Origin of the sequence: Pseudanabaena sp. lw0831 (assembly GCF_016584665.1) — a bacterium.
Taxonomy (GTDB): domain Bacteria; phylum Cyanobacteriota; class Cyanobacteriia; order Pseudanabaenales; family Pseudanabaenaceae; genus Pseudanabaena.
Map to the genome: position 1 here is coordinate 67,433 of NZ_BBJB01000044.1, position 24,900 is coordinate 92,332.

At 41.4% G+C, this 24,900-nt stretch carries 34 protein-coding genes; 16 read left to right on the top strand and 18 right to left on the bottom strand.

Annotated elements, in window-relative coordinates; genetic code table 11:
* Window positions 1–19 precede the first annotated feature (19 nt).
* On the bottom strand, window positions 20–1,930 hold the full coding sequence (locus APA_RS07600; RefSeq protein WP_201321685.1) for a restriction endonuclease: 1,911 nt from the start codon (window positions 1,928–1,930) through the stop codon (window positions 20–22).
* A 103-nt stretch (window positions 1,931–2,033) separates the two neighbouring features.
* Window positions 2,034–2,258: a hypothetical protein gene (locus tag APA_RS07605; protein ID WP_201321686.1), complete on the bottom strand. Its 225-nt coding sequence runs from the start codon at window positions 2,256–2,258 to the stop codon at window positions 2,034–2,036.
* 174 nt (window positions 2,259–2,432) lie between these two features.
* On the opposite strand from APA_RS07605, the gene APA_RS07610 reads away from it, so the two are divergent.
* The 6 genes from APA_RS07610 (at window position 2,433) to APA_RS07635 (ending at window position 7,188) form a co-directional block, all read left to right on the top strand.
* On the top strand, window positions 2,433–2,744 hold the full coding sequence (locus APA_RS07610; protein WP_201321687.1) for a DUF433 domain-containing protein: 312 nt from the start codon (window positions 2,433–2,435) through the stop codon (window positions 2,742–2,744).
* Between the two features lie 27 nt (window positions 2,745–2,771).
* Window positions 2,772–3,002, top strand: coding sequence for a hypothetical protein (locus APA_RS07615; RefSeq protein WP_201321688.1), 231 nt, complete (start codon window positions 2,772–2,774; stop codon window positions 3,000–3,002).
* Entirely contained in the window at window positions 2,983–3,264 is a 282-nt protein-coding gene (locus APA_RS07620) for a type II toxin-antitoxin system YafQ family toxin (RefSeq protein ID WP_201321689.1), read from the top strand. Before APA_RS07615 ends, APA_RS07620 begins: the two co-directional genes overlap by 20 nt.
* Before the next feature lie 79 nt (window positions 3,265–3,343).
* Window positions 3,344–4,576 carry an LL-diaminopimelate aminotransferase gene (locus tag APA_RS07625; RefSeq protein WP_201321690.1) on the top strand — a complete coding sequence of 411 codons (1,233 nt, stop codon included), beginning with the start codon at window positions 3,344–3,346 and terminating at the stop codon, window positions 4,574–4,576.
* A 117-nt stretch (window positions 4,577–4,693) separates the two neighbouring features.
* Window positions 4,694–6,367 carry a bifunctional UDP-sugar hydrolase/5'-nucleotidase gene (locus APA_RS07630; RefSeq protein WP_201321691.1) on the top strand — a complete coding sequence of 558 codons (1,674 nt, stop codon included), beginning with the start codon at window positions 4,694–4,696 and terminating at the stop codon, window positions 6,365–6,367.
* Window positions 6,368–6,561: 194 nt separating this feature from the next.
* Window positions 6,562–7,188 carry a carbonic anhydrase gene (locus APA_RS07635; RefSeq protein WP_201321692.1) on the top strand — a complete coding sequence of 209 codons (627 nt, stop codon included), beginning with the start codon at window positions 6,562–6,564 and terminating at the stop codon, window positions 7,186–7,188.
* Between the two features lie 154 nt (window positions 7,189–7,342).
* Here APA_RS07635 and APA_RS07640 read toward each other — a convergent pair whose 3' ends face one another.
* On the bottom strand, window positions 7,343–7,906 hold the full coding sequence (locus APA_RS07640) for a YdeI family protein (protein WP_201321693.1): 564 nt from the start codon (window positions 7,904–7,906) through the stop codon (window positions 7,343–7,345).
* A 124-nt stretch (window positions 7,907–8,030) separates the two neighbouring features.
* On the opposite strand from APA_RS07640, the gene APA_RS07645 reads away from it, so the two are divergent.
* From APA_RS07645 to APA_RS07665, 5 genes are all read left to right on the top strand, one after another.
* The gene (locus APA_RS07645; protein WP_201321694.1) at window positions 8,031–8,714 is read left to right on the top strand and encodes a cysteine hydrolase family protein; all 684 of its coding nucleotides are present in this window, start codon (window positions 8,031–8,033) and stop codon (window positions 8,712–8,714) included.
* Between the two features lie 47 nt (window positions 8,715–8,761).
* Window positions 8,762–10,390, top strand: coding sequence for an ABC transporter ATP-binding protein (locus APA_RS07650; RefSeq protein WP_236579447.1), 1,629 nt, complete (start codon window positions 8,762–8,764; stop codon window positions 10,388–10,390).
* A 61-nt stretch (window positions 10,391–10,451) separates the two neighbouring features.
* A complete protein-coding gene (locus tag APA_RS07655; protein WP_201321695.1) occupies window positions 10,452–10,805 on the top strand; it encodes a cupin domain-containing protein in 354 nt (117 codons plus the stop codon).
* A 71-nt stretch (window positions 10,806–10,876) separates the two neighbouring features.
* Entirely contained in the window at window positions 10,877–11,563 is a 687-nt protein-coding gene (locus APA_RS07660) for an isochorismatase family cysteine hydrolase (RefSeq protein WP_201321737.1), read from the top strand.
* Window positions 11,564–11,792: 229 nt separating this feature from the next.
* Window positions 11,793–12,587 (top strand): tetratricopeptide repeat protein, encoded by a 795-nt coding sequence (locus tag APA_RS07665; RefSeq protein WP_201321696.1) that lies wholly within the window; start codon window positions 11,793–11,795, stop codon window positions 12,585–12,587.
* Window positions 12,588–12,719: 132 nt separating this feature from the next.
* On the opposite strand, the gene APA_RS07670 is transcribed toward APA_RS07665, so the two are convergent.
* The 4 genes from APA_RS07670 to APA_RS07685 form a co-directional block, all read right to left on the bottom strand.
* A complete protein-coding gene (locus APA_RS07670; protein WP_201321697.1) occupies window positions 12,720–13,058 on the bottom strand; it encodes a hypothetical protein in 339 nt (112 codons plus the stop codon).
* 98 nt (window positions 13,059–13,156) lie between these two features.
* A complete protein-coding gene (locus APA_RS07675; protein WP_201321698.1) occupies window positions 13,157–13,438 on the bottom strand; it encodes an antibiotic biosynthesis monooxygenase in 282 nt (93 codons plus the stop codon).
* 107 nt (window positions 13,439–13,545) lie between these two features.
* Window positions 13,546–14,253, bottom strand: coding sequence for a glutathione S-transferase family protein (locus APA_RS07680; protein WP_201321699.1), 708 nt, complete (start codon window positions 14,251–14,253; stop codon window positions 13,546–13,548).
* A 138-nt stretch (window positions 14,254–14,391) separates the two neighbouring features.
* Window positions 14,392–14,979 (bottom strand): TetR/AcrR family transcriptional regulator, encoded by a 588-nt coding sequence (locus APA_RS07685; RefSeq protein ID WP_201321700.1) that lies wholly within the window; start codon window positions 14,977–14,979, stop codon window positions 14,392–14,394.
* A gap of 246 nt (window positions 14,980–15,225) precedes the next feature.
* Between APA_RS07685 and APA_RS07690 the strand changes: the two genes are divergently transcribed.
* Complete coding sequence (locus tag APA_RS07690; RefSeq protein ID WP_201321701.1) at window positions 15,226–16,080, top strand: Rpn family recombination-promoting nuclease/putative transposase; 855 nt, start codon at window positions 15,226–15,228, stop codon at window positions 16,078–16,080.
* Window positions 16,081–16,129: 49 nt separating this feature from the next.
* Here the strand turns inward: APA_RS07690 and APA_RS07695 are convergent, their stop codons facing one another.
* The gene (locus tag APA_RS07695; protein ID WP_201321702.1) at window positions 16,130–17,155 is read right to left on the bottom strand and encodes a sulfate/molybdate ABC transporter ATP-binding protein; all 1,026 of its coding nucleotides are present in this window, start codon (window positions 17,153–17,155) and stop codon (window positions 16,130–16,132) included.
* A gap of 517 nt (window positions 17,156–17,672) precedes the next feature.
* On the opposite strand from APA_RS07695, the gene APA_RS07700 reads away from it, so the two are divergent.
* The 3 genes from APA_RS07700 to APA_RS07710 all read left to right on the top strand — a co-directional run bounded on the left by APA_RS07700 (window position 17,673) and on the right by APA_RS07710 (window position 20,009).
* Window positions 17,673–19,229, top strand: coding sequence for a site-2 protease family protein (locus tag APA_RS07700; RefSeq protein ID WP_201321703.1), 1,557 nt, complete (start codon window positions 17,673–17,675; stop codon window positions 19,227–19,229).
* 260 nt (window positions 19,230–19,489) lie between these two features.
* Window positions 19,490–19,762, top strand: a complete 273-nt coding sequence (locus APA_RS07705) for a BrnT family toxin (protein ID WP_201321738.1) — start codon at window positions 19,490–19,492, stop codon at window positions 19,760–19,762.
* Window positions 19,740–20,009 carry a BrnA antitoxin family protein gene (locus APA_RS07710; protein ID WP_201321704.1) on the top strand — a complete coding sequence of 90 codons (270 nt, stop codon included), beginning with the start codon at window positions 19,740–19,742 and terminating at the stop codon, window positions 20,007–20,009. Before APA_RS07705 ends, APA_RS07710 begins: the two co-directional genes overlap by 23 nt.
* A 219-nt stretch (window positions 20,010–20,228) precedes the next feature.
* Here the strand turns inward: APA_RS07710 and APA_RS07715 are convergent, their stop codons facing one another.
* From APA_RS07715 to APA_RS07735, 5 genes are all read right to left on the bottom strand, one after another.
* Entirely contained in the window at window positions 20,229–20,681 is a 453-nt protein-coding gene (locus APA_RS07715) for an HNH endonuclease (protein WP_236579448.1), read from the bottom strand.
* 7 nt (window positions 20,682–20,688) lie between these two features.
* Window positions 20,689–20,928, bottom strand: coding sequence for a hypothetical protein (locus tag APA_RS07720; protein WP_201321706.1), 240 nt, complete (start codon window positions 20,926–20,928; stop codon window positions 20,689–20,691).
* A gap of 99 nt (window positions 20,929–21,027) precedes the next feature.
* On the bottom strand, window positions 21,028–21,453 hold the full coding sequence (locus APA_RS07725; protein ID WP_201321707.1) for an HNH endonuclease: 426 nt from the start codon (window positions 21,451–21,453) through the stop codon (window positions 21,028–21,030).
* On the bottom strand, window positions 21,450–21,797 hold the full coding sequence (locus APA_RS07730) for a hypothetical protein (protein ID WP_201321708.1): 348 nt from the start codon (window positions 21,795–21,797) through the stop codon (window positions 21,450–21,452). Before APA_RS07730 ends, APA_RS07725 begins: the two co-directional genes overlap by 4 nt.
* Window positions 21,798–21,956: 159 nt before the next feature.
* Window positions 21,957–22,328, bottom strand: coding sequence for a type IV pilin-like G/H family protein (locus APA_RS07735; RefSeq protein ID WP_236579449.1), 372 nt, complete (start codon window positions 22,326–22,328; stop codon window positions 21,957–21,959).
* A gap of 22 nt (window positions 22,329–22,350) precedes the next feature.
* On the opposite strand from APA_RS07735, the gene APA_RS25125 reads away from it, so the two are divergent.
* The gene (locus APA_RS25125) at window positions 22,351–22,524 is read left to right on the top strand and encodes a hypothetical protein (RefSeq protein ID WP_236579450.1); all 174 of its coding nucleotides are present in this window, start codon (window positions 22,351–22,353) and stop codon (window positions 22,522–22,524) included.
* Here APA_RS25125 and APA_RS07740 read toward each other — a convergent pair.
* The 5 genes from APA_RS07740 to APA_RS07760 form a co-directional block, all read right to left on the bottom strand.
* Window positions 22,512–23,030: a hypothetical protein gene (locus APA_RS07740; protein WP_201321709.1), complete on the bottom strand. Its 519-nt coding sequence runs from the start codon at window positions 23,028–23,030 to the stop codon at window positions 22,512–22,514. The genes APA_RS25125 and APA_RS07740 overlap by 13 nt on opposite strands.
* A gap of 160 nt (window positions 23,031–23,190) precedes the next feature.
* The gene (locus APA_RS07745) at window positions 23,191–23,493 is read right to left on the bottom strand and encodes a HigA family addiction module antitoxin (protein WP_201321710.1); all 303 of its coding nucleotides are present in this window, start codon (window positions 23,491–23,493) and stop codon (window positions 23,191–23,193) included.
* An 11-nt stretch (window positions 23,494–23,504) separates the two neighbouring features.
* Window positions 23,505–23,786: a type II toxin-antitoxin system RelE/ParE family toxin gene (locus APA_RS07750; RefSeq protein ID WP_201321711.1), complete on the bottom strand. Its 282-nt coding sequence runs from the start codon at window positions 23,784–23,786 to the stop codon at window positions 23,505–23,507.
* A gap of 76 nt (window positions 23,787–23,862) precedes the next feature.
* Complete coding sequence (locus APA_RS07755) at window positions 23,863–24,183, bottom strand: S1 RNA-binding domain-containing protein (protein ID WP_201321712.1); 321 nt, start codon at window positions 24,181–24,183, stop codon at window positions 23,863–23,865.
* 141 nt (window positions 24,184–24,324) lie between these two features.
* Window positions 24,325–24,882, bottom strand: a complete 558-nt coding sequence (locus tag APA_RS07760; protein WP_201321713.1) for a DUF3782 domain-containing protein — start codon at window positions 24,880–24,882, stop codon at window positions 24,325–24,327.
* Window positions 24,883–24,900 lie beyond the last annotated feature (18 nt).

Below are 24,900 nucleotides of genomic sequence, written 5' to 3' on the forward strand. Positions count from 1 at the left end.
TTCTTGATCGATCACAATCTCACCAGCTACCAAATTTTCGGATAGCACTCTCATATTCAAACTCAATCTCTATAGGCTCTTCGTTGGATAAGCTACTACACAGTTGCTCTAACTCTACAATATTTTTAATAAAGTGTACTCCACTATATTCAGTTGTACATTCAACTTTTGGTGCTTGATATCCTAATATTTCTAGGTTCAATTCATTTTCATCGGTTAATGTCGGAAAATCTGATATTCCTCTACTTTCCATTTGCTTTAGAAAATCTATTAATTGTATTAAGTCTTGACGGTTAACAAGATAGCTATATTTTCCATATCCGTAGGAAATTGTTAAGCCTTCTATGACGGCAACAAGCATTTCAGCTTGATGGATATCTTCTGCTTTAAGGCTTCCAGGGTGACGTAAATCAATTCCAAATTTTCGATTGATTTTTATTAAGTTCTCTAAAAAACGATATGAAGCTTTAAGGAAGTCTTCAGGGATATTAGGTTGATTATTGATTCCTGCACCACCCAAATCCACTGAAATATCAGGATCTTCAAGAAGTACAACTCTGACCTTCTTATTGTGAAATATATTCAAAATTAGAGCAATAGTTGCTTTTGCGAAAGATGCCTTAACAGATTTGAGGTCATCACTACCTCCATGAAATGTGAAATATGACTGGAAGTTATGTTTCCTAGATATAATCCCGATAGCCTTTCCAACAAAATGTTCACCTTCAATTACTACTTCCAACTCTTCTATTCCCGCTCTTGTAAATTGAAGATAGGATAATTCTAATCTCTCTACAATTTCCTCATTGTCACCCAATACTTCTAGTCGAACAGGCATTTTATGGGATGATGAATTATGTCTTAGGTTAATGACTCTTCTTTCAGATTCATGATGATATAGAAACTGAGGTGGTAATGGGAATAAATACTCTAGTATAAATTCTCCTTTCCTGAGGGTTATATCGTATCCTTGCTCAATAAACGATCTGAACTTTTCTGCGCCTTGACCCCCTAGCTCTGTATCTGGGAAAATCAAGTTGCATAAAGGTTTTTCTCTATGTCCTGGCTTTGCGAAAACCAAAAAACGAACTGCACCTGAGGAATCAATTTCAAGAAATTTAAAGCAGACTCCAGGTGCATTTTCTTCCGCTTTTCTAATTAACTCTTTAATGGGAAAAAATGGATCATCGCTTTGGAAAGTAGCAGGGATATTCCCACTCTTCATTTCCTCTAATAGTTGAGTCATGTATTGGATATTAGAATCTTGCTTACTTAGATGTGTGTCAATATTCTGACTAACTTTCTGAATCTCGGTGTTATCGGTTACTTTTCTAACACAAAAGAATTCATCCATTAAATCAGTATATTTTTTCAACCTTTCAGTAATGTCAAGACCCATTTGATGAGAAAAGCTAGGCTTCCATTCTGAGGAAAAATCTAATAATGGCTTGTCTGGCTTTGTCTTTAAGTGCTTCTCAAAAGCTAATTTAGATAATTTTGTCCATTTATCAGGATACCGAATTATATCTAATGCATCTGAAGTAAAACCCGACGAAACATAAAAATTGATCAAGTGTGGTTTTTCTGGAATTATATTTCTATGACAATTAACATATATTTTTGCTATTTCACTTTTAACTTCATTAATTCCTACGTTCTTTTGGAATCTCTTACATTGAATCAGTTCTATTGAGTTGTCTGGTCTGACCCAAACAATATCTCGACCTGCATCTCCAGTCTTGCCATAATAAAAAATTTGATCTTTAGGATTTTCTCTGAGCAAAAGTAAATAGCAGAGTATTTCAAATTCATCATCGGATAATAAATTAAATGGTAGAGAGTGAGATTGCTCTAACCATGGAGGCTGAGTTCGCTGGTTTCCTAAATCTTGCAGTGCTTTTGCTTTATCAGAATATATTTCTCTCGTCATGTCTCTATTCGCTTAACATATTGATTTTTATTGCACTAATTACTTGGTTATAGCAAAAGCTCGGCGTAAGTTCTGTTACTTCATAGGCAAAACTAATCACGCTCTAAATTTCTGCTTTCTTTGCTAGATAGTTAACATAATCCTCCTTAGCCTCAAGTTCATTCATTCCAGCCGAACTTTTGGCTATACCTTTAAGGCTCGATAAATTACCACGTTTTACGCTTGGTTGAGACTCTCGTTTTAGTGACTCTAGGAGAGTTTGCACCAAATGCCAGCGATCGCTAATCGGCAATTGCAAAGCTTGTTTTTGTAGTTCTTGTGATGTCATAACAAAGAATTTAAAGGTTACTTTGTATAAATTGTAATCTAGTTTAAAAATATGCAAACAGAAAGTAAAAGTATACTTGTTGTAAGTTATTGGACTAAATCTAAGCCCATGACCGAATTTAATGCTGTTATTACGACAGTGCAACAAATCGCTCATGCATCAAAATAAAATATTATGTTAGCCCTAAGTTATCCACACATCGAGAAAAGCGGCAACCAACCCGCCAGACTGCAACGCTTACCGCGCATTCGAGTAGCGCAAATCGTCATGGACTATCTCGCCTATGGCTGGTCAGTCGAAGAAATATGTCGTCAGCACCTTTACCTGACACCCGCCGAAACTCATGCAGCAATGGGGTATTACTTCGACCATCAAAAAGAAATTGACCAAGAAATCAAAGAAGAATGGGAGCAAGTCCAAGGAAGTACTAGCCAATCTGTGCGATCGCCTTTTTATATCAGGATGAAAGCGCAAGGAGTTCTGTAAAGGTTCTATATTAATTAAGGAGTCAATATGCTAGTTTTTCAAGAGATAATTGATTCTATTGAGAGTTTATCAATAGAAGATCAGGAATATTTATTTGAATTAATCCGTAAGCGACGGATTGAGAATCGACGGGCTGAAATTTTGGCTAACGCCCAAGAAGTACAACAAGCTTTTAAAAATGGCACAGCAAAAAGAGGCTCTGTTGATGACTTAATAGCAGACTTACTAGGAGACGATGATGGAAATCGTCTGGAGTAGTGGATTTAAGCGCTCTTTCAAGAAAATTATTAAGAAAAATCCACAATTACAAGCTCAAATTGTTAAAGCTTTAAAGCTATTGGCTGATGATCCATTTACACCCTCGCTCAAGTCTCACAAACTAGGAGGAAACCTTGCGGGTTTATGGTCTTGTTCTGTTGCCTATGATTGCAGAATTATTTTTAGCTTTTCTGAAGAGGAGAAACTGCTGGAAATAGTGATTTTGCTAGTAGATATTGGCAGTCATGATGAAGTCTATTAGAGCTTTTGGTGACTTAAGTAACTTGATAAAGGCATAATATAAAACTATACAAAAATCAAAAAAGATTAACTCATCCATCATGGCTACCGTTAACGACAACTATCTCAAACTCAAGGCAGGCTACCTGTTTCCCGAAATCGCAAGACGGGTAAACGCCTTTATCGAGGCAAATCCTGACGCAAAAGTGATCCGCCTTGGCATTGGCGATGTCACCGAACCCTTGCCAGAGGCATGTCGCAGTGCCATGATCAAAGCGGTTGAAGATATGGGCGATCGCAATTCATTTAAGGGCTATGGCCCCGAACAAGGCTACGCATGGTTGCGTGAAAAGATTGCAGCACATGATTTTCAGGCGAGAGGCTGTGATATTGACGCTTCTGAGATTTTCATTTCCGATGGCTCTAAGTGCGACTGCGGCAACATTCTCGATATTTTTGGCGATGACAATATTATTGCCGTTACCGATCCTGTCTATCCCGTGTATGTCGATACCAACGTCATGGCAGGTCACACGGGCGATATCAACGACAAAGGCGAATACGAAGGCTTAGTTTATTTACCTGTAACTGCGGAAAATAATTTCACCGCCGAGATTCCTACCCAAAAAGTCGATCTAATTTATCTCTGCTTCCCCAACAACCCCACAGGCGCAACTGCCACTAAGGAACATCTGCAAGCATGGGTCGATTATGCGCGTGCTAATGGTTCAATCATCTTCTTTGATGCTGCCTACGAAGCATTTATCACCGATCCTAGCCTTCCTCACTCAATTTATGAAATTGAAGGCGCTAAGGAATGTGCGATCGAGTTCCGTTCTTTCTCCAAAAATGCAGGATTTACAGGTACTCGTTGCGCCTTAACTGTAGTGCCTAAGAACTTGATTGGCAAGGCGAAAGACGGTTCTAACGTAGAATTATGGAAGCTCTGGAATCGTCGTCAATCGACTAAGTTTAATGGTGTTTCCTACATCGTCCAACGTGGTGCTGAAGCAGTCTATTCGGAAGAAGGAAAAGCGCAAACTAGAGCTTTGATTGACTTCTACATGGAAAATGCCAAGATTATCCGTGAGAAGTTGACCGAAGCTGGTTTGGCTGTCTATGGTGGCGAGAATGCTCCCTATGTATGGGTGAAGACTCCCGCAGGGCTGACCAGTTGGGATTTCTTTGATAAGCTCTTGCAAACCTGTAACGTGGTGGGAACCCCCGGTTCTGGTTTTGGTGCAGCAGGTGAAGGTTACTTCCGTATTTCGGCCTTCAATAGCCGCGATAATGTGAATGAAGCCATGCGCCGCATTCTCGACAAGTTAAAATAATCCAAAAGAAAGGTGGCATAAAATGCCACCTTTCTTTTGGGGCGATCGCAAATGTGACAATCAGTTGAGCAAGTGAACTATTTCTAAAAGCAAGAGTTAAACTAGCATAGAAAAATTGTGACTTTGAGGGTGATGACTGTGCAAGCGAAGAATATTTTTAAAGCGATCGCCAATTACTTAAAGCTGAAACCTCAAATGAGGCGGTCTTTTCAGATATTTGTAGCTTTCGTGATTACATTTATCATTGCCGTTTCTCCAGCTTTGTTAAATGTCGTTGCACAGGAAAATCGCTTCTCACTCAGGATTTTGCATACCAACGATCACCACGCGCATTTGGAACCTGTCAAATATGGCGATCGCATGTTGGGGGGAATAGCCCGTCGCCGCACTCTCATCGATCAAATCCGCGCTGAGAATAAGACTAATCAAGAGCCTTTGCTGTTATTGGATGCAGGGGATATTTTTCAAGGAACTCTTTATTTCAATCAATATCTGGGACAGGCGGATCTTGATTTTTATAATGCTCTTGCCTATGATGCTGGCACGATTGGCAATCATGAATTCGATCGCGGACAGCAGGTACTTGCCGACTTCATCGCTAAAGCCAAGTTTCCTATTATTTCTGCAAATATAGACATCGCGCCTGAATCGCCTCTCTATGGCAAAGTTCGTCCTTGGCATGTTCTCGAAGTGAAAGGCGAAAAGATCGGTGTGTTCGGATTGACGACTCCAGATACTGCGATTTTAGCTAGCGTTGGTGATGGGGTGAAGTTTACCGATCCGATCGCAGCAGCACGTTCATCGGTTCGCGCTCTGAAACAACTGGGCATTAATAAGATTGTGGCGCTGACTCACATTGGCTTTGAGTATGATGTGGCTCTGGCGCAAAAAGTCGCTGACATTGATATTATTATTGGTGGTCATAGCCATACTTCTGTTGGCAATATTCCCAATTCTAATCATCCCTATCCATTGGTTGAGAAGAATGGCACAAAGGAACCTGTGCTAGTAGTAACGGATTGGGAATGGGGTAAATATTTGGGTGATTTGTCAGTGAGTTTCGATCGCACAGGTAAGTTGATTGCTTGGGCAGGTAAACCCCATGCTCTTGATGCAAGCGTCAAACCCGATCCAGAATTTGCGGATAAACTCAAAGCCTATGCTGCACCGATTGAATCTTTACGTCAGAAAATCATTGGTAAGTCACTAGTTGCCCTCGATGGCGATCGCGTTAAGCTGCGGACTAGCGAAACCAGTTTAGGTAACTTGATTGCTGATGCGATGTTGGCAAAAACAAAAGGCGATCGCGTGCAAGTGGCTCTGGTTAATTCTGGTGGTATTCGTAATGGATTCCCTTTAGGCAATATCATGATGGGAAATGTACTAGAAGCACTTCCTTTTGGTAATACGATTACAAGGGTAGAGTTGACTGGCAAGCAGTTGCTAGAGGCTCTAGAGCATGGTGTGAGTCTTGCGGAACAAGGGGAAGGAAGATTTCCGCAAGTGGCAGGAATACATTTTGTGTGGGATGCAAAATTGCCAGCAGGGAAGCGCGTTATTAGGGTTGAGATTGTTTCTGAATCTGGCAACCTCCAATTATTGAATCCAGAAGCAGTTTATCGGGTGGCGACAACTAATTTTCTCGCTTCTGGTGGCGATGGATATCGCAGTTTTGCAGAGGGGAATAATCTTTTAGAAACTGGTTATTTACTATCGGATACGATCGCAGAATATATCAGTACTAGGTCGCCTTTGCAGGTAAAAACAGAGAATCGCATTGTACGTCAGTAACCCAATGATTGTAAAAGCCATGCTTCGCATGGCTTTTACAATCATTGGGTTTGGTTTGTTGTTAAATTGCGATCGCGCAGTTTAGTTATGAGAACAATACATTCAATAGCTTCTATCGAGCTTATGTTAAATTCACTACTATTTCAGAATGGATAGCTAGTTAACTTTGAGCATTACCAATTTAATGATCGCCCATGCTCACGGCAAATCAAACCTATTATACAGTCGAGAATCTAGATGCTGAAGCTGCCCTGCGGGAGCTAAAAGAAGGAAACGATCGCTATGCACTCGATCATGTAGAACATCCCCATGAAGGTGCGCAACGTCGAGTCGATCTGTCAATTGCCCAGCATCCTTTTGCGATCGTCTTAGGTTGTGCCGATTCGCGGGTTGTGCCTGAACTAATTTTCGATCAAGGGGTTGGGGATTTGTTTGTGCTTAGAGTTGCGGGAAATGTGGCTGACGATGCGGTGATTGCTAGTATTGAGTTTGCGGTTGAGCATTTGGGGACGAGGCTGGTTGTCGTCCTTGGACATGAGCGATGCGGTGCAGTGATGGCTGCGATCGGACATGCATTTTCTGAGGGTAAGCTCAATTCGTTGATTAAGTATATTGAGCCTGCGGTGCAGGCTGGTCAGGAAGCTAATGGTGATTGTGTGGTGAGCGATACGGTGAAGGCGCATGTCAATTTGATGGTAAAGGAGATTGAATCTACGGTCCCCATTTTGTCCCATGAAGTAAAGAATGGAAATTTGAAGGTTGTTCCTGCTTATTATCGATTGGCGACGGGGAAGGTTGAGTTTCTAGGTAGCACTAAATAGGTAAGGAAGGGCGGCGCGAAGCGCTGCCCTTCCTTAAAAGTCGGGGATCTTAATCTCTGTCTACGAGAGGTTGGTGCTTTTTTGGGCTAGGCACGATCGTAGCTATGACTACACAGTTTTCGCAGATGATTTCTTCTCTTACTGAGTTCATCTCTCAAAACTGCTTTGGCTTTCTTTGATTTTCTGCGGAAATCACAATTTCTCTGATTCTTTTTTGTCTTGTCTCTTCCCTTTTTGCTAAAGTTATCCATTGCAAAAGATTTCTTTTGTCTGTTCGACTTAAATTTAGAAAATACTCTTTTGCAACTGGAATTGAAGATAATGCTGTCATCAAGTCATCGGGAATAATTAAAGCTTCAACTTCATCAAGAATGTTCCAAGAGCCATTACTTTTAGCGATCGCGATCGCATTAAGTCCAGCTTGTGTCATCAGGTTCTGCTCAATTAGACTAGCGACTTTCTCTTTGTTCACCTTAGACCACACACTATTTGGCTTTCTTACGCTAAAAAATTGCATGTATTTTTCTGTGTCAATAGACTTTGCCTTGCTGTCTATCCAGCCAAAACAGAGCGCTTCGTCTACAGCATCACTGTAATTTATGGAAGGTTTGCCACTGTTTTTCTTGTAATAGATTAGCCAAATAGAGCTTTCTGTAGAATGATTCCTAGCCAACCATTCTCGCCATTGTTCCCGATTTTCAGGATAAAAAGTGTTCATTTTGGTTTAGCAGATTAAAGTTGCGATCGCTATAAGTTTCTGAGTAACAGTCTGGGCTAATCAAATCCTCAACAATTAATACAAATCTACAACGCAATTTGTATTAATCTTAAAAAAATCGCTTATGTATATCAACTCTACGCCCTATCCTTACCCCTACAATGGCGACCTCAGACCAGACAATACTGCCCTGATCATCATCGATATGCAGACAGACTTCTGCGGAGTTGGTGGCTATGTGGACAAAATGGGCTATGACCTGTCACTTACCCGTGCCCCGATTGAGCCAATTAAAAAAGTTTTGACCCTTTTTCGCGAAAAAGGCTTTCTGATTATTCACACCCGCGAAGGACATCGCCCCGACTTATCAGATTTACCCGAAAACAAGCGCTGGCGATCGCAAAGAATTGGTGCAGGTATCGGGGATGATGGTCCCTGCGGCAAAATCTTAGTCCGTGGAGAAAAAGGTTGGGATATCATTCCAGAGCTTTACCCGATCGCAGGTGAACCGATTATCGACAAACCTGGAAAAGGCTCATTCTATGCCACCGATCTAGACCTGCTTTTGAAACGTAACGGCATTCAAAATATTATCTTGTCGGGCATTACCACCGATGTCTGCGTACATACGACCATGCGCGATGCCAACGATCGCGGCTATGAATGTTTGATGCTATCTGATTGCACAGGTGCAACTGATTATGGCAATCATCTTGCGGCGCTGAAAATGATCGAAATGCAAGGTGGCGTGTTTGGTGCAGTCAGTGATTCTGAAACATTGACTACAGCAATTAAGCAAAGTTTCTAGTTAAATTGTAAAAATGTGCTAAGTGTACTGTCGCTATGGAAAAACCGATGCCTGACGATCTTGAAAGCAATCTTGCTGCTAATCTGGTCGAAGAAGAATCTATGAAAGAGTCGATACCATCCTTGACTATTCCATCTAGTGTTTCCGCTGATACCCTGCGATCTCATCTACCTCCTGAGTTGGAGCTAGTAAATATCTCCAAGAAATTCGGCTCGTTCGTCGCCGTTGATAATGTCTCGCTCAAACTTGCCCCTGGTACTTTTCATGCGCTGCTAGGTGAAAATGGTGCAGGTAAAAGCACGTTGGTTAAATGCATTATGGGTTTCCATGCTGCTAGTCACGGCGATATTTTGATTAATAAGCATTCCCGCGAAATCAATAGTCCGCGTGATGCCTATAACTATGGCATTGGCATGGTTTATCAACATTTCACGGTTGTGCCTGCGATGACTGTTGCCGAGAATCTTTTGTTGGTGCGTCCTGACACACCAACGATCATTAATTGGAAGGATGAATTAGAAAAGCTAGAAGCATTTATGGCTTCGGCTCCTTTTAAAATTGATCTCAATACTCCAATCTCGCAATTGGCGGCTGGACAAAAGCAGAAGTTAGAAATCCTCAAACAACTTTATCTCAAAAGTCGCATTCTCATTCTTGATGAACCAACATCAGTTTTGACTCCTCAAGAAGCCGATGAGGTGTTAGGACTATTGCGAGAAGAAGTTACCGCAGGACGCTTGAGTGTGCTGATGATCAGTCACAAGTTCCGTGAAATTACTGCCTTTGCCGATGATGTCACAGTGCTGCGTAAAGGCAAATTTGCAGGGACAGGTTCTACTAAAGATCTGTCAGTCTCGGATATGGCAGCAATGATGCTCGGTGAAGCCAAAGAAGCACGTCAAGTTATAAAAACAGAAGTTGCGACGGATAATCTAGTTCTCGAAGTGCGGAATATTCATGCCGATCGCGACAATGGTTTAGAAGCAGTTGCTGGTGTTGATTTGAAAATCAAAGGAGGTGAAATCGTTGGTATCGCTGGCGTGTCAGGTAATGGTCAGAAAGAACTAGTGGAAGTTTTATCTGGTCAGCGCATCCCCACCTCTGGCGAAGTTTTTGTCAATGGCGATCGCTACTATGCAACGCGCAAGGAAATGTATAGCCATCAAGTGTTTTCACTGCCCGAAGAACCTCTGCGGAATGCCTGTGTACCGTATATGAGCGTCGCTGAGAATTTGGCTTTAAGAACCTTTGATCGCACTCCACAAGCTAAAGGTGGGATTTTACTGCTATTCAAAGCAATTCGCGAAACTGCCAAGAATTTGATTAAGGTCTTCTCGATCAAAACGCCATCGCCTGAAACCCCCGTCGGTAATCTCTCAGGCGGTAATGTCCAGCGTACAGTTCTTGCGAGAGAGCTTTCCGCAGAGAAAATCAAATTATTAATTGTGGCAAATCCTGTCTTTGGTCTAGACTTCGCGGCGGTTGAGTATATTCACAATCAAATTGTGGAAGCTCGAAATCGTGGCGTGGCTGTACTCTTGGTCAGCGAAGATCTTGATGAGATTTTGACTCTAAGCGATCGCATTCTGGTGATTAGCGATGGTAAATTCGTCTACGAAAGCACCAGTGCTGAAGCTAATCTCGCTGAGATCGGACAGAAAATGGCAGGACATTAAATAGGACTTTGAGGTTTTGCATTTGCCTACAGCAAATGTAAAACCTTTATATTAAAAAAACATGATTATCAATCAACAGGTTCAGGTCTTTCCTGAATTGCTCACTCGTTCTAGCTATGACGATCTACCATGGGAGGCATTTCGCCAAGGGGTTGAAATCTATCCTTTATACAAGAATGATATGGGAGCAAGTGCAGCTCTGCTGCGCTATGAAGCAGGAGCAAAGGTTCCCCATCATTCTCATTCAGGGTACGAACATATATTTGTATTATCGGGTTCACAAGCCGATGCAAATGGCAAATATACCAAAGGTTCCGTAGTCATTAATCCTCCTGATACTAGTCATCAAGTCTCTAGTGAAGAGGGATGCGTAGTTCTCATTGTCTGGGAAAAGCCTGTAATTATTAACGAATAAGCCGTTTTCATTTTGCTTTAAGCAAAATGAAAACTCCAAAACCCTATACTCAAATTATTGAGGAGAAACTTATGCCTGCGATCGCGGCTCAACCTTACGATTATGAATTGCCTACTGAGAGCAAAATAGCTCTAGTCATTATCGATATGCAACGTGATTTTCTAGAATATGGTGGTTTTGGTGATGCACTAGGTAATGATGTCACACAGCTACAAAGCATTGTGCCAACAGTTAAGAGCCTATTAGAAACTTTCCGATCGCTAGATTTCCCCGTAATTCACACCATCGAAGCTCATTCTCCTGATTTATCAGACTGTCCTCCCTCGAAGCTCAATCGCGGTCAAGGAAATCCTAAAATTGGTGACCAAGGGACAATGGGCAGAATCTTAATTGTCGGTGAAGATGGCAATAATATTATTCCTGAGCTTACGCCTCTAGACAATGAAATTGTGATTGTCAAACCAGGGAAAGGCGCATTTTGTCGAACCAACTTAGAAGAGATTTTAAAGAAAGAAGAGATTACCCATCTTCTCTTTACTGGCGTTACTACGGAAGTATGCGTACAAACAACAATGAGAGAAGCCAACGATCGCGGCTATGAATGCCTACTGATCGAGGATGGAACTGCTAGCTATTTCCCAGAGTTTAAACAATCAACGATTGAAATGCTGCGCGCTCAAGGCGGGATCATTGGCTGGACAGCTAACGCTGATGCGGTGATTTCGGCATTAGCACCTAAAGCAATGGCGATCGCTTAATCGCTTATACCAAAACAAAAAATGGCGTAGCCATTTTTTGTTTTTAAAACCCTTACTGGATTTGGTTTCCAATACACAAAAGTGTCGTCACACTTTTGTGTATTGGTATTAAAAGGTGTTGCAATTTCAAAAATAAAAAGCGGTGCGAAGCACCGCTTTTTATTTTTGAGTATTATGGCTTCATGACTATTATTTTGTAGTTAAGCTTAATCTTAAGGATTCAATACTCATGCGATCGCTATTTGCACTTTTTCTTGCCCTATGTTTACTTTTGAATCCTGCACCAGTGCAAGCTCAACTCAACATTACCGAAGCCGAATCAAATCAACTGGATGCCTTGGTCAAAAAAGCCTTTACCGCCACTGATGCAGGTGAATTCACAGCCGCAGAGGGCTATTGGACAGATTTAATCAAGCTCTATCCTGACAATGCCGCAGGTTGGAGCAATCGCGGTAACTCAAAAATGAGCCAAAACCATCCTCAAGAAGCGCTTGCTGACTATAACAAATCCGTAGAACTTGCTCCTAATTTCCCCGATCCTTATCTCAATCGTGGTGCGGCTTTGGAAAGCTTGGGCAAATGGGAAGAGGCGATCGCTGACTACGATCGCGTGTTAGCAATTGATCCTAAGGATGCAGCAGCCTATAACAATCGCGGTAATGCCAAAGCTGGCTTAGGCAAATGGGAAGAGGCGATCTCGGATTATCAAGTTGCGATGAATGTTAATTCGCGCTTTAGTACTTCCTTTGGTAATAATGCGATCGCTCTGTACGAGATCGGTAAAAGCGATGAAGCAATTAAGGCGATGAAAAATATATTACGCAAATATCCGAATTTTACGGATGTGCGTGCTGCCCTGACTGCGGCGCTTTGGGATAATAAAAAACAAGGTGAAGCCGAGAGCAATTGGGTATCTGTCGAAAATCTCGATCCGCGTTATCGAGATATCAATTGGGTAAAAAATATTCGCCGTTGGCCGCCCTCATTGGTCAAGGCTCTCGAAAAGTTCTTGACTTTGAAATAAAAAAAGAGCTAGCACAAATTGCTAGCTCTTTTTTTGTCCGAACAAAAGTGTGCCGACACTTTTGTGAGTTAAGAATCAAACCCAATTAATAATCCAAAAAAATAATGGCGTAGCCATTATTTTTTTGGATTATTAATTGGCTGGAGTATTTGCTGCGGGGATCTCAATCTTCACATCGCGGCGTTGTTGCGTTCTAAAATTAGTCACAGCCTCGTCAAAGGATTCAGCTTGACTAGCGCGAAACTGCTCTGGAGATTTGCCGCCAGCTAGGTTGATATTATTAATTAGTTGCAATAAGTTGAGGTTACTGCCACCGACACTAAGTGAGCTTCTTTCTTGTTGCTGAGCTTCACGTAAGGTTTGTTCGGATAGGGTTGGCGCTGGCGTAATTTGGGCGATCGCACCAGCCGATGCAAATATTGTTGCTGAGACGAGGCTAGCCGCGACTAGCGAAATAGTTTTGAAAATCATAGTTTTTGCTCATTGATAACATCTAGTCACTAGTCTATACCAAAATTTTTGTGACGTGTAGCGATCGCCCATAAAATTACAGCGCAAAGCGCTGTAAGCTATAGCACGCCATGTTCTATCTCATGCAGGTAAATAAAGTTTGGTGCTTTTACGCCAGCTTTCTTTCTGATTTCTACCAATTCTCTGGACTCAAAGAAGCGTCGAGCATTGTCGAGCGAAGCCCACTCTGAGAAATGGACGATGTTATTTGTGTCATTGTCGTATCGCAGTAACTGATAGCTGATTTCTCCAGCGGTTTTTCTGATGTCTGCGGCTTGGTCAAAAATGGCTTTCCATGCTGGATAAGCCTCAACTTCATGAATGATTAAAACGTATTTCATAAGTACCTCGGCATAATTAAAAAAACAGCCCCTAAATCTGTACCGCCCGCTACGTGGGTGGTACAGATTTAGGGATTTTATATATTATTTACTATTGCGGTGAACGATTAAATTGCTTGTAGTCTTTGCTCAGATAAAGAACTAATTCGTTGGCGACGGCGACGCTCCCAAATCTTTGGAATTACTTTCATATGTCGTTTAAAACTACTCCACTCCTCTAAACTTAGCTCAATCTGCTGCCAAGCGGGACGCAACAATAATCGCTCAGACCAAACTTGCAATTTTGGATAATCGGTTAACGGAACTCCTAAGGAAGGCATTCTATAAACAAATGTTCCAGCCACAATTTCTGCCATTGTGAGTTGTTCGCCAGCAAAGTAGAGAGAATCACCCAATAAGTTCTCTAAAAAACCTAATGTATTGCTTGCGCGTAGCCGAGCAAACTCAAAGTCTGCTGATTTTTCGGTTTGGTCTTCATTAATGATCAGCTTAATGACCGCAGGTAGTAACTCATTGAGCGCAACCAGTTGTGCCATCCGAGTCTTTGCCAGAGCGATCGCATCGGTAGGAAGTAGTGATGGAGTGGGATACTTGGCTTCCAGATAATCCAAAATCGCTAAGGATTCAATCACCCGAAAATCACCATCTACTAAAACTGGGACATGGCTAAAAGGATTCAGAGAAAGGAACTCAGGCTCGAATTGTTTGCCACTTAAATCCACTGGAATCAACTCAAAAGGAAGTTGTTTTTCTAATAGTGCTAACCATACGGGGCGAGCATAGGCCGAAGGACGAGCATAGTAAAGTTTCAGCATGGGTGTTTTGTACTAAATGAGCTTGAATAAAAAAGACCGATCAGTCTTTTTTATTCAAGAAAACTATATCACTGTTTTGATAGAAGTCTAAAGTAATCTGTGAGAGTGCGCTCCTTCGGGGCGCACTCTCACAAATCGCTATAGCTGCTGTTGAATGTAAAGTTTGAGATGCTTTAATCCGCGTTCCATATGGGAAGCATCGCCATATAGTTTGCTGAGCATGACCGCCCCCTCAATAGTAGCAATCAAAATTGTGGCAACAGTATCTGCATCAACCGTCGAGTGAAATTCACCACGCACTATGCCTTTGTCAACAATGCGCCGAATCAAATCACGCCAAGCATCCATTGCTAGTTGCGATCGCGCCCGTAAAGCTGGATGAAAATCATCGCTCTCCACGGCTGTATTCAGAATTGGACAACCGCCTTGTATTGGTGGATTATCGAGGATGTTTTCGTAAACGCTAAGGATGGCAAGCAGTCGATCTACTGCCTGACGTTTTCCTTTCAAAGCACCCATAAATTTCTGTTGCACACAATTAACGGCAAAGTCGAATGCTTCTAAAGCTAACTCATCTTTGCTATGGAAGTGGTTGTAGATGCCTCCTTTCTGTAATCCTGTGGCCCGCATCAAATCTGAAACGGAAGTCCCTGCATATCCTTGCTGATTAAACAGAGTTGCCGCTTGCTCGATAATACGTGTTTTAGTTTCTTGGGCTTTTGACATTTACATTAAAGACCGATCAGTCTTTTTAAGACTAGCAAGAAGAATAACAAAAAGCAAGGTTTTGCTATAGTCGATTAGGATGCGTTCATGAAATGAAACGCACCAAATAAATCTACTTGAAATCTAATCCCATTATTCCAGAGATCTCCATGCAAATGTGCGATCGCTTCTCTTGAACTAGCGATCGCACATTTGAACTATGGATTGAGTCATTCTCAAATGCTCTTGAGATGATAAAATTCCGCAATGATCGATAACATCTGTAAATTTTTAGCAGAGAGTTTTTCCGCAGACTTCGCTAGTTGGTTGCTAGGCGAAGCCATTACCCTAACCAAACTCGAACCTTCTGAGCTGTCAGTCGAGCCAATTCGCGCTGACTCAGTGATATTTCTCGAATCATCAGAAATCATCCTACACATTGAATTTCAGACCGAGCCAAATAAAAACATCCCCTTCCGCATGGCAGATTATCGATTGCGGCTATATCGTAAATTTCTCGATAAACAAATCCATCAAGTCGTCATCTATCTCACCCCCAGCCAATCACCTTTAGTCTATGAAACCAAATTTAGTATTGGCACACTCAACCATGAATTCAACGTCATCAGACTCTGGGAACAACCAACAGAAATATTTCAGCAATACCAAGGACTCTTCCCCTTCGCGACCCTAACCAAAACCGAAAACTCCGAAGAAACCCTAAGACAAATTGTAAGGCAAATCGAAAATATTGAAGATAAACAGCTACAAAGTAACGTTGCCGCATCGACCGCTATAATATCAGGAATAGCCCTGAATAAAGAAATCATCCAAAGATTACTAAGGAGTGAAATCATGAAAGAATCAGTAATTTATCAAGAAATACTGCGAGAAGGCAAGGCTGAAGGAATAGCTGAAGGAATAGCTGAAGGCGAAGCCAAAGGCAAAACTAAAGAAAGAAACCAGATCGCTCTAAATATGTTGCTCTCCAACATTTCCCTAGACTTAGTCGCCCAATTTACAGGACTAACCCTAAAACAAGTCCAAAAGCTGCAAAAAAATTCCGTAAAACAGTCTCAAACTCCGAAGGTTTCAAAGCCAAAGAGATACCCAAAATCTTAATCTGGCCAGTAAAAGCAAGATTTCGGCGATCGCTAATTGGTGGAGATCGTTAGATTGAATAATCTAGAGGGAAAGACTTGGCATCCTTTGGCTCGATATGGACATATTGCTGTGGTTGTAATTTCAACTCGTCAAAACGTTCGCGAGTGAGGTGAGCCGTCAAAATCTGTCCATCTTCCAGTACCAAATCGGCTTGAACTTCCCAACCAAGATGAATCAGGCGGGTGATTCTTGCGGATATAGAAGTACTGGTTGGTTCTATCTCAACCAGAATATCGCGGGGACGGATGTAAACATCATCGCCTGCATTGTGTTTGTGGATCTTATGGAATTCACTTAAGCGATCGCGATTAGCGGGAAGTACATTTACGGGGCCAATAAAGCTCATCACAAAGGGAGTCGCTGGATTATCGTAAACTTCTGCTGGTGTGCCAATTTGCTCGATCTTTCCTTTGTTCATCACCACGATCACATCAGACACTTCCATCGCTTCTTCTTGGTCGTGGGTGACAAATACACTGGTGACATGTACTTCATCATGGAGGCGGCGCAGCCATGCCCGCAGTTCTTTACGGACTTTTGCGTCTAGCGCTCCAAAAGGTTCATCAAGGAGTAATACACTGGGTTGGACAGCGAGGGCGCGGGCGAGGGCAACTCGTTGGCGTTGTCCGCCAGATAGTTGTGATGGGTAGCGATTGCCTAAACCTTTAAGTTGGATTAGTTCTAGTAATTCTTCGACGCGATCGGCTATTTTTGCTTTGGGTTCTTTGCGGATCTCTAGACCGAAAGCAATATTTTTGCGAATGGTCATGTGCTTGAAGAGGGCGTAGTGCTGAAACACAAAACCAATATTGCGATCGCGTACATCTTGATCTGTGGCATCTTTACCAGTCAGAAAAATTTTGCCGCGATCGGGGGTTTCTAAGCCTGCAATCAATCTTAATAGGGTGGACTTACCAGAACCCGACGGACCTAATAATGCCACCAATGAGCCAGTTTTGACCTCAAGATTGATATTATCTAGGGCTAAAAAATCACCAAATTGCTTAACTACATTTTCTACAACAATGCCCACGTTGCACTTACCTCAAATTGTCTTGATATGACCGACGCGATCGCCTTTACAAACCCTTTTATAAAAGTTTGTCCAAATCCACAGTTAATCTATGTGTTTACCGTTGATTGAATATAATTACATATTACAGTACTTCGTGCTGCTAGAAAAATCAGAAAGTTTGTAAAAACAATCTCCAAAAACTATGTCGCCCATTGCACGGGTGGCATAGTTCTTGAGTTTGGGGTTTGGTTCCGATGAGGTACTTATAGCTTGCGTAGCAAGTTATAGCAATGATTGAGTTAGTTAGGAAAAATCAAAACCCAAAAGAGTAATGGTGGCGCGAAGCGCCACCATTACTCTTTTGGGTTTTATGGCTTAAGCAAAACTTACATTGCTATATTTTCAAAACTTTCTAAGCATGAGATTACGGTTTATCGCTAAAGTGGATACATAGAACACCGCCTAACTACTCAGGAATTGTAGGGGATTGTGGCTTGTCGTCAAGAATTCCTAGTATTTCCTGTAATTTATTTTTATGATATCAACTCCACTTCTGCCGATCGCCGTATTTATACTCACCCTCGCTTTGCTGGGTTGGGGATATTTTCGTTCCCGCAAGTTTGGCAAGCTTGGGTTACTGTCTTGGCTGCAATTTGTGGCGCTCATGTCACCTTGGCTAGTTTACTTCGGCTTGTTTGTGTCGGGTGTTTTTATAAATTTCACAACGCTATTATTTTTATTACTTAGCTCTACGATCGCTTATGTGGCGATTAGTAATCAATTACGCAAAGCTGCCGCAGAGGAAAGATCGACGATCGAGCAAAAACTCAAACAAGATCTTGATGCGACTGCTAGCGATCGCCCTAATTCTCCCGATAATTCAACCAATAAGCCACCCGTTAACAGTCCGATAGCTGTGGCTATGTCACAGGGTAAGACGCAGCTAAAAATGTTTAAGGCTCTTCCTGCGGAAGATATGAAGCTGATACAAGGAATCTTTGGGATTGAAACCTATTACGTCACCGAAACGATTCCCTATCAAGAAGGGGCGATTTTTAAAGGTAATTTGCGTGGTGAGCCTGATGTCGTTCACGATCGCCTGACTAAATCCCTCAGAGATCGCCTTAGCGATAAATACAATCTATTTTTGGTGGAAGGTCAAGATCGTAAACCAGTAGTGATTGTGCTGCCTAGCCGCGTTAGTAACGTCGATAACAATACAATTCCTCAAAGAGTATTAATTGCGGTGTTGATTGTCGCGAATGGCTACACAGCCTTGAATTTGGGCGCGTTAGTTGCGGGTATTCCTGTAGTCCAAGAACCTCAACAATATTTAGTGGGATTACCCTTTGCTATTGGTCTTGGGGCGATTTTAGCTGTGCGTGAGTTGGCTATGCGTCTGATGGCAAAGAAATACAAAGTAAATATGAGTTTACCGTTTCTCTTGCCTTCATCACAATTAGGTTCCTTTGGCGCATTCAGTCGAATTTCTTCGCCATTACCCCATCGGCTTTCTCTGTTTGATATTGCGATCGCCCCAGCCTTGGCAAGTGGATTACTATCTTTGATCATGCTTCTAATTGGTTTACGCCTATCTGCGATCGGTATGGGCAGTATCGATATTCCCAGTCAAATTTTCCAAGCATCGGTACTTGCAGGAACCTTAGCAAAGCTCTTCTTCGGTGATGCATTACATACTAGCTTTATTTCGATTCATCCCTTAGTAGTTCTCGGCTGGCTCGGCTCGGCTATCACCGCCTTGAACTTGATGCCCGCAGGTCAGTTAGATGGTGGTCGGATCGTGCAATCAATTTACGGACGACGCACGGCAAGCTGGACGACAGTATTGACGTTGATTTTCTTAGTGATTGCCACAGTGATTAATCCACTTGCGCTCTATTGGGGTGGCATTGTCTTGATTCTATTGCGAGATCTGGAACGTCCAATGCTGAATGAACTCTCAGAACTCGATGGCGATCGCGAAGCCTTGGGTGTAGTGGCGCTATTTTGGATGGTGATTACTTTGCTTCCACTTACCTCTGGTGTTGCGGAGCGTCTAGGCATTGGTAGTGGTGGTGGTCTACTTCCATGAGTTCAAAAGAATAAGCGATCGCTTATTCTTTTGAATAGATAATGAGATCTCCTTCAACATAAACAACATCAAAATAGCGATCACTCCCTAATCTCAACTACAAAGCGATCGCCTCAAACATCCATACTTTCACCACACAAGCGATCGCCCCCAACAAACCAACAGCATCAAAACAGCAAGCATCTTACTATCAAACATTAAATACAAGCTAGGATTAAGAAAATCCCAGACTGGACACAACTAGTAAACTTTAAGATGAAATTGAGTGGGATGAACGCAAAAATCAGATTAACCTTGATAAACATGGATTTGACTTCGCAGATGCTTATCTAGTCTTCAATCTGCCTATGGTTGTTGAACTTGACGAAAGAGAGAACTACGGAGAAGATCGCTACATCGGTATTGGTTTACTCCAAGGTCGAGTTGTAGTCATTGTCTATACAGAACCTGATGAACAAACAGTTAGGATTATTTCATTACGAAAGGCACTATCTTCTGAACGCAGATACTATGAACAATACCTCGAAGACTGATTGGGAGAGAATTGATGCAATGAATGATGAGGATATAGATACATCTGATATTCCACCACTATCAGCAGGTTTTTGGGCTAAAGCGCAATTGAGCAGTCCTAAACAAATTACAACATCGGTTCAAATTGATTCTGAAACTTTTGCATGGTTTCAATCACAGGGCGAAAATGCTGCTCAGCAAATGTCAGCCGCATTAAAAATCTATGCAGAAGCGCACAAGTCTTATCTCACAACTACAAAATCCTAAATTTCATAGGAATTCTAAGCTAGTGAGGTACGCGATCGCCTCTAATCTCAACAAAAAGCGATCGCCTCAATTATCCATACTTTCACCACACAAGCGATCGCCCCCAACATAACCAACATCAAAACAGCGATCACTCCCTAATCTCAGCTACAAAGCGATCGCCTCAATTATCCATACTTTCACCACACAAGCGATCGCCATATTAACTTGTAACAAAAACTAAAAAAATTTTCTTGAATCACTCAATGGAGGATGCCAACCGACTTTCACCCATGCTTTTCTAGCTCGCATAATTTCTCCTTCACCTCGAATTTCATCATTCAAATCTAGTCGGGTTACAGTTGCTCTTCCCACTTCTGTAATACCAATAATTCTACATCCATCGTTACTCCAAATAAAATGATGATTCCATACTTGCTGACGGGGATGAAATAGATTTACGGCGTTTAATGTTTCTGGATCTTTGCCTTGGATGAAGTTGTAATGGTGTGAGTTGCAGCGCTGGCAAGCTAGGGCTAAGTTATCAATGTTATCTGAACCTCCAATAGATCTCGGTTGAATGTGATCTATCTCAAACCTTGCAGGACTAATTTCTTCTGAAGAATGACAATACTCACATAAAAAACTAGCTCTTTGTCTTATTTGGAGTCTTACTGCTGTAGGAATTGCCATACAAAATCTAGGATTCGCTAATGATTTTGGCATTAAGTAAGGTAAAAATCTGGTCTAATTCCAAAATTCCCGCTAATTCTGCTTTTTCTTGGTCATTTAGTCCAATTCCTTTAAGTCGTTCATTCAAATTATCTAAGCGCTCTTGTAATGGCTCAGAGAACTTAAATAAATACCGATCGCGAACTTTTGCGGTAATAATTCCTGTGGATATCCACGAAGAGGGCTTTACCATTGTTTGAGTCATCATTTGCTTAACTCCATTCTCTTGCTAGTAACAATTATAAGCGATCGCCTAAAATATCTATACTTCCACGAACAAGCGATCGCCCCCAACAAACCAAAAACATCATTTTTGCACCAATATTTTTGCTTGAGCCAGCATTTGCCGATATGGTAGGCAAGCTGATCGATTTATCTTCAGTAGCTGTATTGTTACGCGCCCAATTGCGGTCAATGGATAAATTACGCCACTAGATTCTTCGATTTGAAAATTTTCTCGCCATTGGTCTTGTCTAGGATGATAAAGTCTAATAACATCACCTGTCTCTAAATCGATAGAAGCAATATCACTACCCTTAGCTTGATTGCAGAGTGAGCAAGATAAAGCTAAATTTTCTTCTGTGGTCTTGCCTCCATGCTTTTCAGCAATTACATGATCTACTTGATGGGAAACTAAAGTTAAACTTTCGGGAATTAGGCAATATTCACAACAGTTTTGAGCGCGATCGCTGACTAGTTTTCTAAGTTTAGTGGAAATATAACTCTTACTCATTGACTCTGCTGTAGCTTAGTCAGGGCTTGAGTCTTGGCAAGGCGAACTAAATGCTCGATAAATTCATAATGCTGCCATAGGAGGCGATCGCTTTCGTTAAAGCCTTGAGTACGATTTTTTTCTAATAGATTATCAATTTCTTGCTGTGCATCTGGTGCGAGGCGTAAATTTAGGACTTCTTGAGGAGATGGAAGTTTGGCTAAAAAGTGTAAGATTTCTGTTAATCCAGAAAAGCCATTGTTGGGATTAGCGTTCATTTCTCGCAATCCTAGCACCAATATTTGCGGCAGGTTGTCCTGCACAGTGGTGGCGATATCGTCTGGTATGTCTAGGGTGATTTGCATAGGGTGGGAAGTGATTATTAATGTTATCTTTTGGCTTTCATTTTATCAGATCGTCCCTAATTTCAATCTTAAAGCGATCACCTAAAACATCAACACTTTCACCACACAAGCGATCGCCCTCAACAAACCAACAACATCAAAACAGTGATCGTCTCTCTCTCACTTACAAAGCGAGGGTCTCGAATTGTAATCGTGTGTGCCAGGAGCACATTTAAGTTGGTTATCTCCAATCAGGACTGGAAAAGGTGGTTCTGATGTGGATGCACTATCTGTCTCACAGATAATTGAGTTTGTCATAATATTATCTCCAACCTTAATAAATCTAACTGCACCAACATAACTTTCCAGATTTGGTTTCTTTGCTTGTCCAATCTGGTATACTGCGACACCAAGACTAAAATGAATCTTGTGACTGTTACGACGAAAAACCTCAGAGTTTGGAGCAAATATACGATATTTATAGTTTTCAGTCTCATCTCTATCTATAACTCCAAGATCTCTAATTGTAGGTGCAAATCGTACTTTTTCCAAGTAAAATGCTTGCTGAGATCGAGTGAGCGCGTTGACATATGTTATTGCTTCTGACTGTCTGGCTCTACTTATTATTTCTGCATTACAACCATTGTCAAAATCTACGAATTTAATAGTAGTTGAGAAAGTTACAGTAGTATCGTCAGATAACTTTCTGACTACTTTTGCAATTCGTCCTGATGGTTATGTACCATAGGGATTAGCAATATCAATATCACCATCATTAGTAATCACTGCTTGAATAGTTTCAAAGTTTGATCCTATTGCCTGCATCTCAAATGACCAAGTTCCAACTAAAGGGCTAAAACCATTTAAGGATGAATAGTTATTACTAGATATTTTCTTGATGTTTATACCACCTTCAATAGCTCTAGATGAATTCTTTGGATCAGGAACAATAACGCGACCATCATTAGTAATGACAACTTCAATGTTTCTGCCAGCAATGTCAATTAGCCAAGTTCCAGCAATAAGGTTATTGGAAACACTTTGACTTTGAAAAGATTTATTTGTAGTTGATTGGCTATTAGCGTCAGAATTTTTATTTTGATGGGTCGAGCTTGCGCTAGTAGTGACTAAACCTTTTGAATTACCGATTAAATTAAATGCACCATATGCAGCAAGTACCAATACTATTGTAGAACCAGCACCAATCAAAGCCCATTGCCAAATTGCAATATTAATAGGAGGTTTTTGAGACATTTACGTTTGCTTGATTAGCGATTATTTCACTGATAATACAATATAATTTGTTTAAGATTGACTAGTACCTGTCACTCTCAACTTAACCAAAGACTTTTGTAACACACTCGGCTTAACACTCAACCAAACTTGATTGCGATCTTGTTACTGAGATGATTATCTAATGTAATGCTGTGATTGGGACTATTTGACGCAATATATCGCCTAAATTTCTTTTTGCTTCCATTAACTCGTAGGCATAATGTAACCGCAAAAAATAACCATCCGACAACCCAAAATAGCGACATAACCGCAAATCAACATCCGCGGTCATAGGAGCCTTACCTTGAATAATTTGCTGCATACTCAAATATGGCAACCGCAAACTCTCAGCCAAACTATTTGCACTAATATCTAACTCTTCCAAAAACTCATATTGCAAGATTTCGCCAACATGGGGGTTACGCAGTAAAGTATCTTCCATTGCCTTTGCTCCTAATGATAATCAACTATCTCAACATCATAAGCATTTCCATTTTGCCAAACAAAACACAATCGCCACTGCTTAGTGATGCGAATGCTGTATTGTCCAATGCGATCGCCAACCAGTGCTTCTAAATGATTAGCAGGTGGTACGCGGAGATCTTCTAGATTAGCCGACACATCAAGTTGACGTAATTTGCGTAAAGCTCTTTCCTGTATATCAGATGGTAGCTTACGCGATCGCAAGCCTTGCCAAATCTTCTCGGTTTCTTTACAACCAAACGAAATAATCATTTTTGTTTGTGGATATTCAGCCCTTAGCGATCAGTAACAGTTTTAAAATCGCCAGCATTTGCGATCGCTACAAAATTTACACTTGACTAGCAACTGGCATTCTCAACTTAACCAAAGACTTTTGCAACACACTCGGCTTAACACTCAACCAAACTTGATTGCGATCGTCCTCAGTATAGCCAACCACCACCGCCCCCACAGGCGAACCAATCTCAGGATACATTTCTGGAATCATCGCCCCATTATCCAAAAAATCTGGAATCTGGATAATTCCCTTTACATTATCATCCCCAATATCAACAAACACCCCAAAAGGCGCATAAAATTCTACTTTTCCATAAATTAGCTTCCCAAGCTGATACTTAGTTTTGACTTGATTCCAAAATTGACTATTCATTAGCTATTCTCGCTTTAACACTCTAGGGAACTGGTTTAAAGTTGGAAATAAATCATGAGGGATCGGTAACTCTATACGAACCGCCCTGATAAGTCCTCTCAAGCGATTTAAAAAGGCGATCGTATGTTTCTTGGTCAAGATTTACCATGTAACAGGTTTAAAATCGTCATCATTTGCGATCGCCACACCATCACCCGAAGGCTTAATCACAAACAAACCTTGACGATAAGCATAACGATCTATCCCCTCATTAATCTCAATTCCTGCCACAGCACCATAGGCTTTGAAGTTGCCATAATGTGGAAAAGCATCTTTAAAGCGCGTTAACTTCTCAACAAACTCATCCACATCATCCTTTGATAAACGCGACTTACATTCCACTAACACCAGTTCTGTATCATCCACAGCCAGAATGTCAATCTCCATTGCAACCCCTTGGCGTTTAGTTCTGGCACGAGGATACACTTCTTTTACATCAATGCCTTTTTCTTGAAATAGTCGCAAAACCGCAGGTTCAACTAACTCTTCGACAAAACGTCCCCATCTCGTTGTAAGTGCTTCAACAGCCTTACTAGTTCTATCAACTGTTTTTTCTAGCTTTACCATACGGCGATCAGCTTCAGCAGCACGGCGATCGTACTCCTCTTTAGAGGCTTGAAATAGCTTGTAGATGTCATCAATAGTTGCAGGGGTACTCATAAACTTCGTATTTGTTCC

Excerpts from the sequence above, each read along its gene's own strand:
- APA_RS07600 (WP_201321685.1), bottom strand. The coding sequence starts at position 1,930 with ATGACGAGAGAAATATATTCTGATAAAGCAAAAGCACTGCAAGATTTA.
- APA_RS07605 (WP_201321686.1), bottom strand. The coding sequence starts at position 2,258 with ATGACATCACAAGAACTACAAAAACAAGCTTTGCAATTGCCGATTAGC.
- APA_RS07610 (WP_201321687.1), top strand. The coding sequence starts at position 2,433 with ATGTTAGCCCTAAGTTATCCACACATCGAGAAAAGCGGCAACCAACCC.
- APA_RS07615 (WP_201321688.1), top strand. The coding sequence starts at position 2,772 with ATGCTAGTTTTTCAAGAGATAATTGATTCTATTGAGAGTTTATCAATA.
- APA_RS07620 (WP_201321689.1), top strand. The coding sequence starts at position 2,983 with ATGGAAATCGTCTGGAGTAGTGGATTTAAGCGCTCTTTCAAGAAAATT.
- APA_RS07625 (WP_201321690.1), top strand. The coding sequence starts at position 3,344 with ATGGCTACCGTTAACGACAACTATCTCAAACTCAAGGCAGGCTACCTG.
- APA_RS07635 (WP_201321692.1), top strand. The coding sequence starts at position 6,562 with ATGCTCACGGCAAATCAAACCTATTATACAGTCGAGAATCTAGATGCT.
- APA_RS07640 (WP_201321693.1), bottom strand. The coding sequence starts at position 7,906 with ATGAACACTTTTTATCCTGAAAATCGGGAACAATGGCGAGAATGGTTG.
- APA_RS07645 (WP_201321694.1), top strand. The coding sequence starts at position 8,031 with ATGTATATCAACTCTACGCCCTATCCTTACCCCTACAATGGCGACCTC.
- APA_RS07650 (WP_236579447.1), top strand. The coding sequence starts at position 8,762 with ATGCCTGACGATCTTGAAAGCAATCTTGCTGCTAATCTGGTCGAAGAA.
- APA_RS07655 (WP_201321695.1), top strand. The coding sequence starts at position 10,452 with ATGATTATCAATCAACAGGTTCAGGTCTTTCCTGAATTGCTCACTCGT.
- APA_RS07660 (WP_201321737.1), top strand. The coding sequence starts at position 10,877 with ATGCCTGCGATCGCGGCTCAACCTTACGATTATGAATTGCCTACTGAG.
- APA_RS07665 (WP_201321696.1), top strand. The coding sequence starts at position 11,793 with ATGCGATCGCTATTTGCACTTTTTCTTGCCCTATGTTTACTTTTGAAT.
- APA_RS07670 (WP_201321697.1), bottom strand. The coding sequence starts at position 13,058 with ATGATTTTCAAAACTATTTCGCTAGTCGCGGCTAGCCTCGTCTCAGCA.
- APA_RS07675 (WP_201321698.1), bottom strand. The coding sequence starts at position 13,438 with ATGAAATACGTTTTAATCATTCATGAAGTTGAGGCTTATCCAGCATGG.
- APA_RS07680 (WP_201321699.1), bottom strand. The coding sequence starts at position 14,253 with ATGCTGAAACTTTACTATGCTCGTCCTTCGGCCTATGCTCGCCCCGTA.
- APA_RS07685 (WP_201321700.1), bottom strand. The coding sequence starts at position 14,979 with ATGTCAAAAGCCCAAGAAACTAAAACACGTATTATCGAGCAAGCGGCA.
- APA_RS07690 (WP_201321701.1), top strand. The coding sequence starts at position 15,226 with ATGATCGATAACATCTGTAAATTTTTAGCAGAGAGTTTTTCCGCAGAC.
- APA_RS07700 (WP_201321703.1), top strand. The coding sequence starts at position 17,673 with ATGATATCAACTCCACTTCTGCCGATCGCCGTATTTATACTCACCCTC.
- APA_RS07710 (WP_201321704.1), top strand. The coding sequence starts at position 19,740 with ATGAACAATACCTCGAAGACTGATTGGGAGAGAATTGATGCAATGAAT.
- APA_RS07715 (WP_236579448.1), bottom strand. The coding sequence starts at position 20,681 with ATGGCAATTCCTACAGCAGTAAGACTCCAAATAAGACAAAGAGCTAGT.
- APA_RS07720 (WP_201321706.1), bottom strand. The coding sequence starts at position 20,928 with ATGATGACTCAAACAATGGTAAAGCCCTCTTCGTGGATATCCACAGGA.
- APA_RS07725 (WP_201321707.1), bottom strand. The coding sequence starts at position 21,453 with ATGAGTAAGAGTTATATTTCCACTAAACTTAGAAAACTAGTCAGCGAT.
- APA_RS07730 (WP_201321708.1), bottom strand. The coding sequence starts at position 21,797 with ATGCAAATCACCCTAGACATACCAGACGATATCGCCACCACTGTGCAG.
- APA_RS07740 (WP_201321709.1), bottom strand. The coding sequence starts at position 23,030 with ATGTCTCAAAAACCTCCTATTAATATTGCAATTTGGCAATGGGCTTTG.
- APA_RS07745 (WP_201321710.1), bottom strand. The coding sequence starts at position 23,493 with ATGGAAGATACTTTACTGCGTAACCCCCATGTTGGCGAAATCTTGCAA.
- APA_RS07750 (WP_201321711.1), bottom strand. The coding sequence starts at position 23,786 with ATGATTATTTCGTTTGGTTGTAAAGAAACCGAGAAGATTTGGCAAGGC.
- APA_RS07755 (WP_201321712.1), bottom strand. The coding sequence starts at position 24,183 with ATGAATAGTCAATTTTGGAATCAAGTCAAAACTAAGTATCAGCTTGGG.
- APA_RS07760 (WP_201321713.1), bottom strand. The coding sequence starts at position 24,882 with ATGAGTACCCCTGCAACTATTGATGACATCTACAAGCTATTTCAAGCC.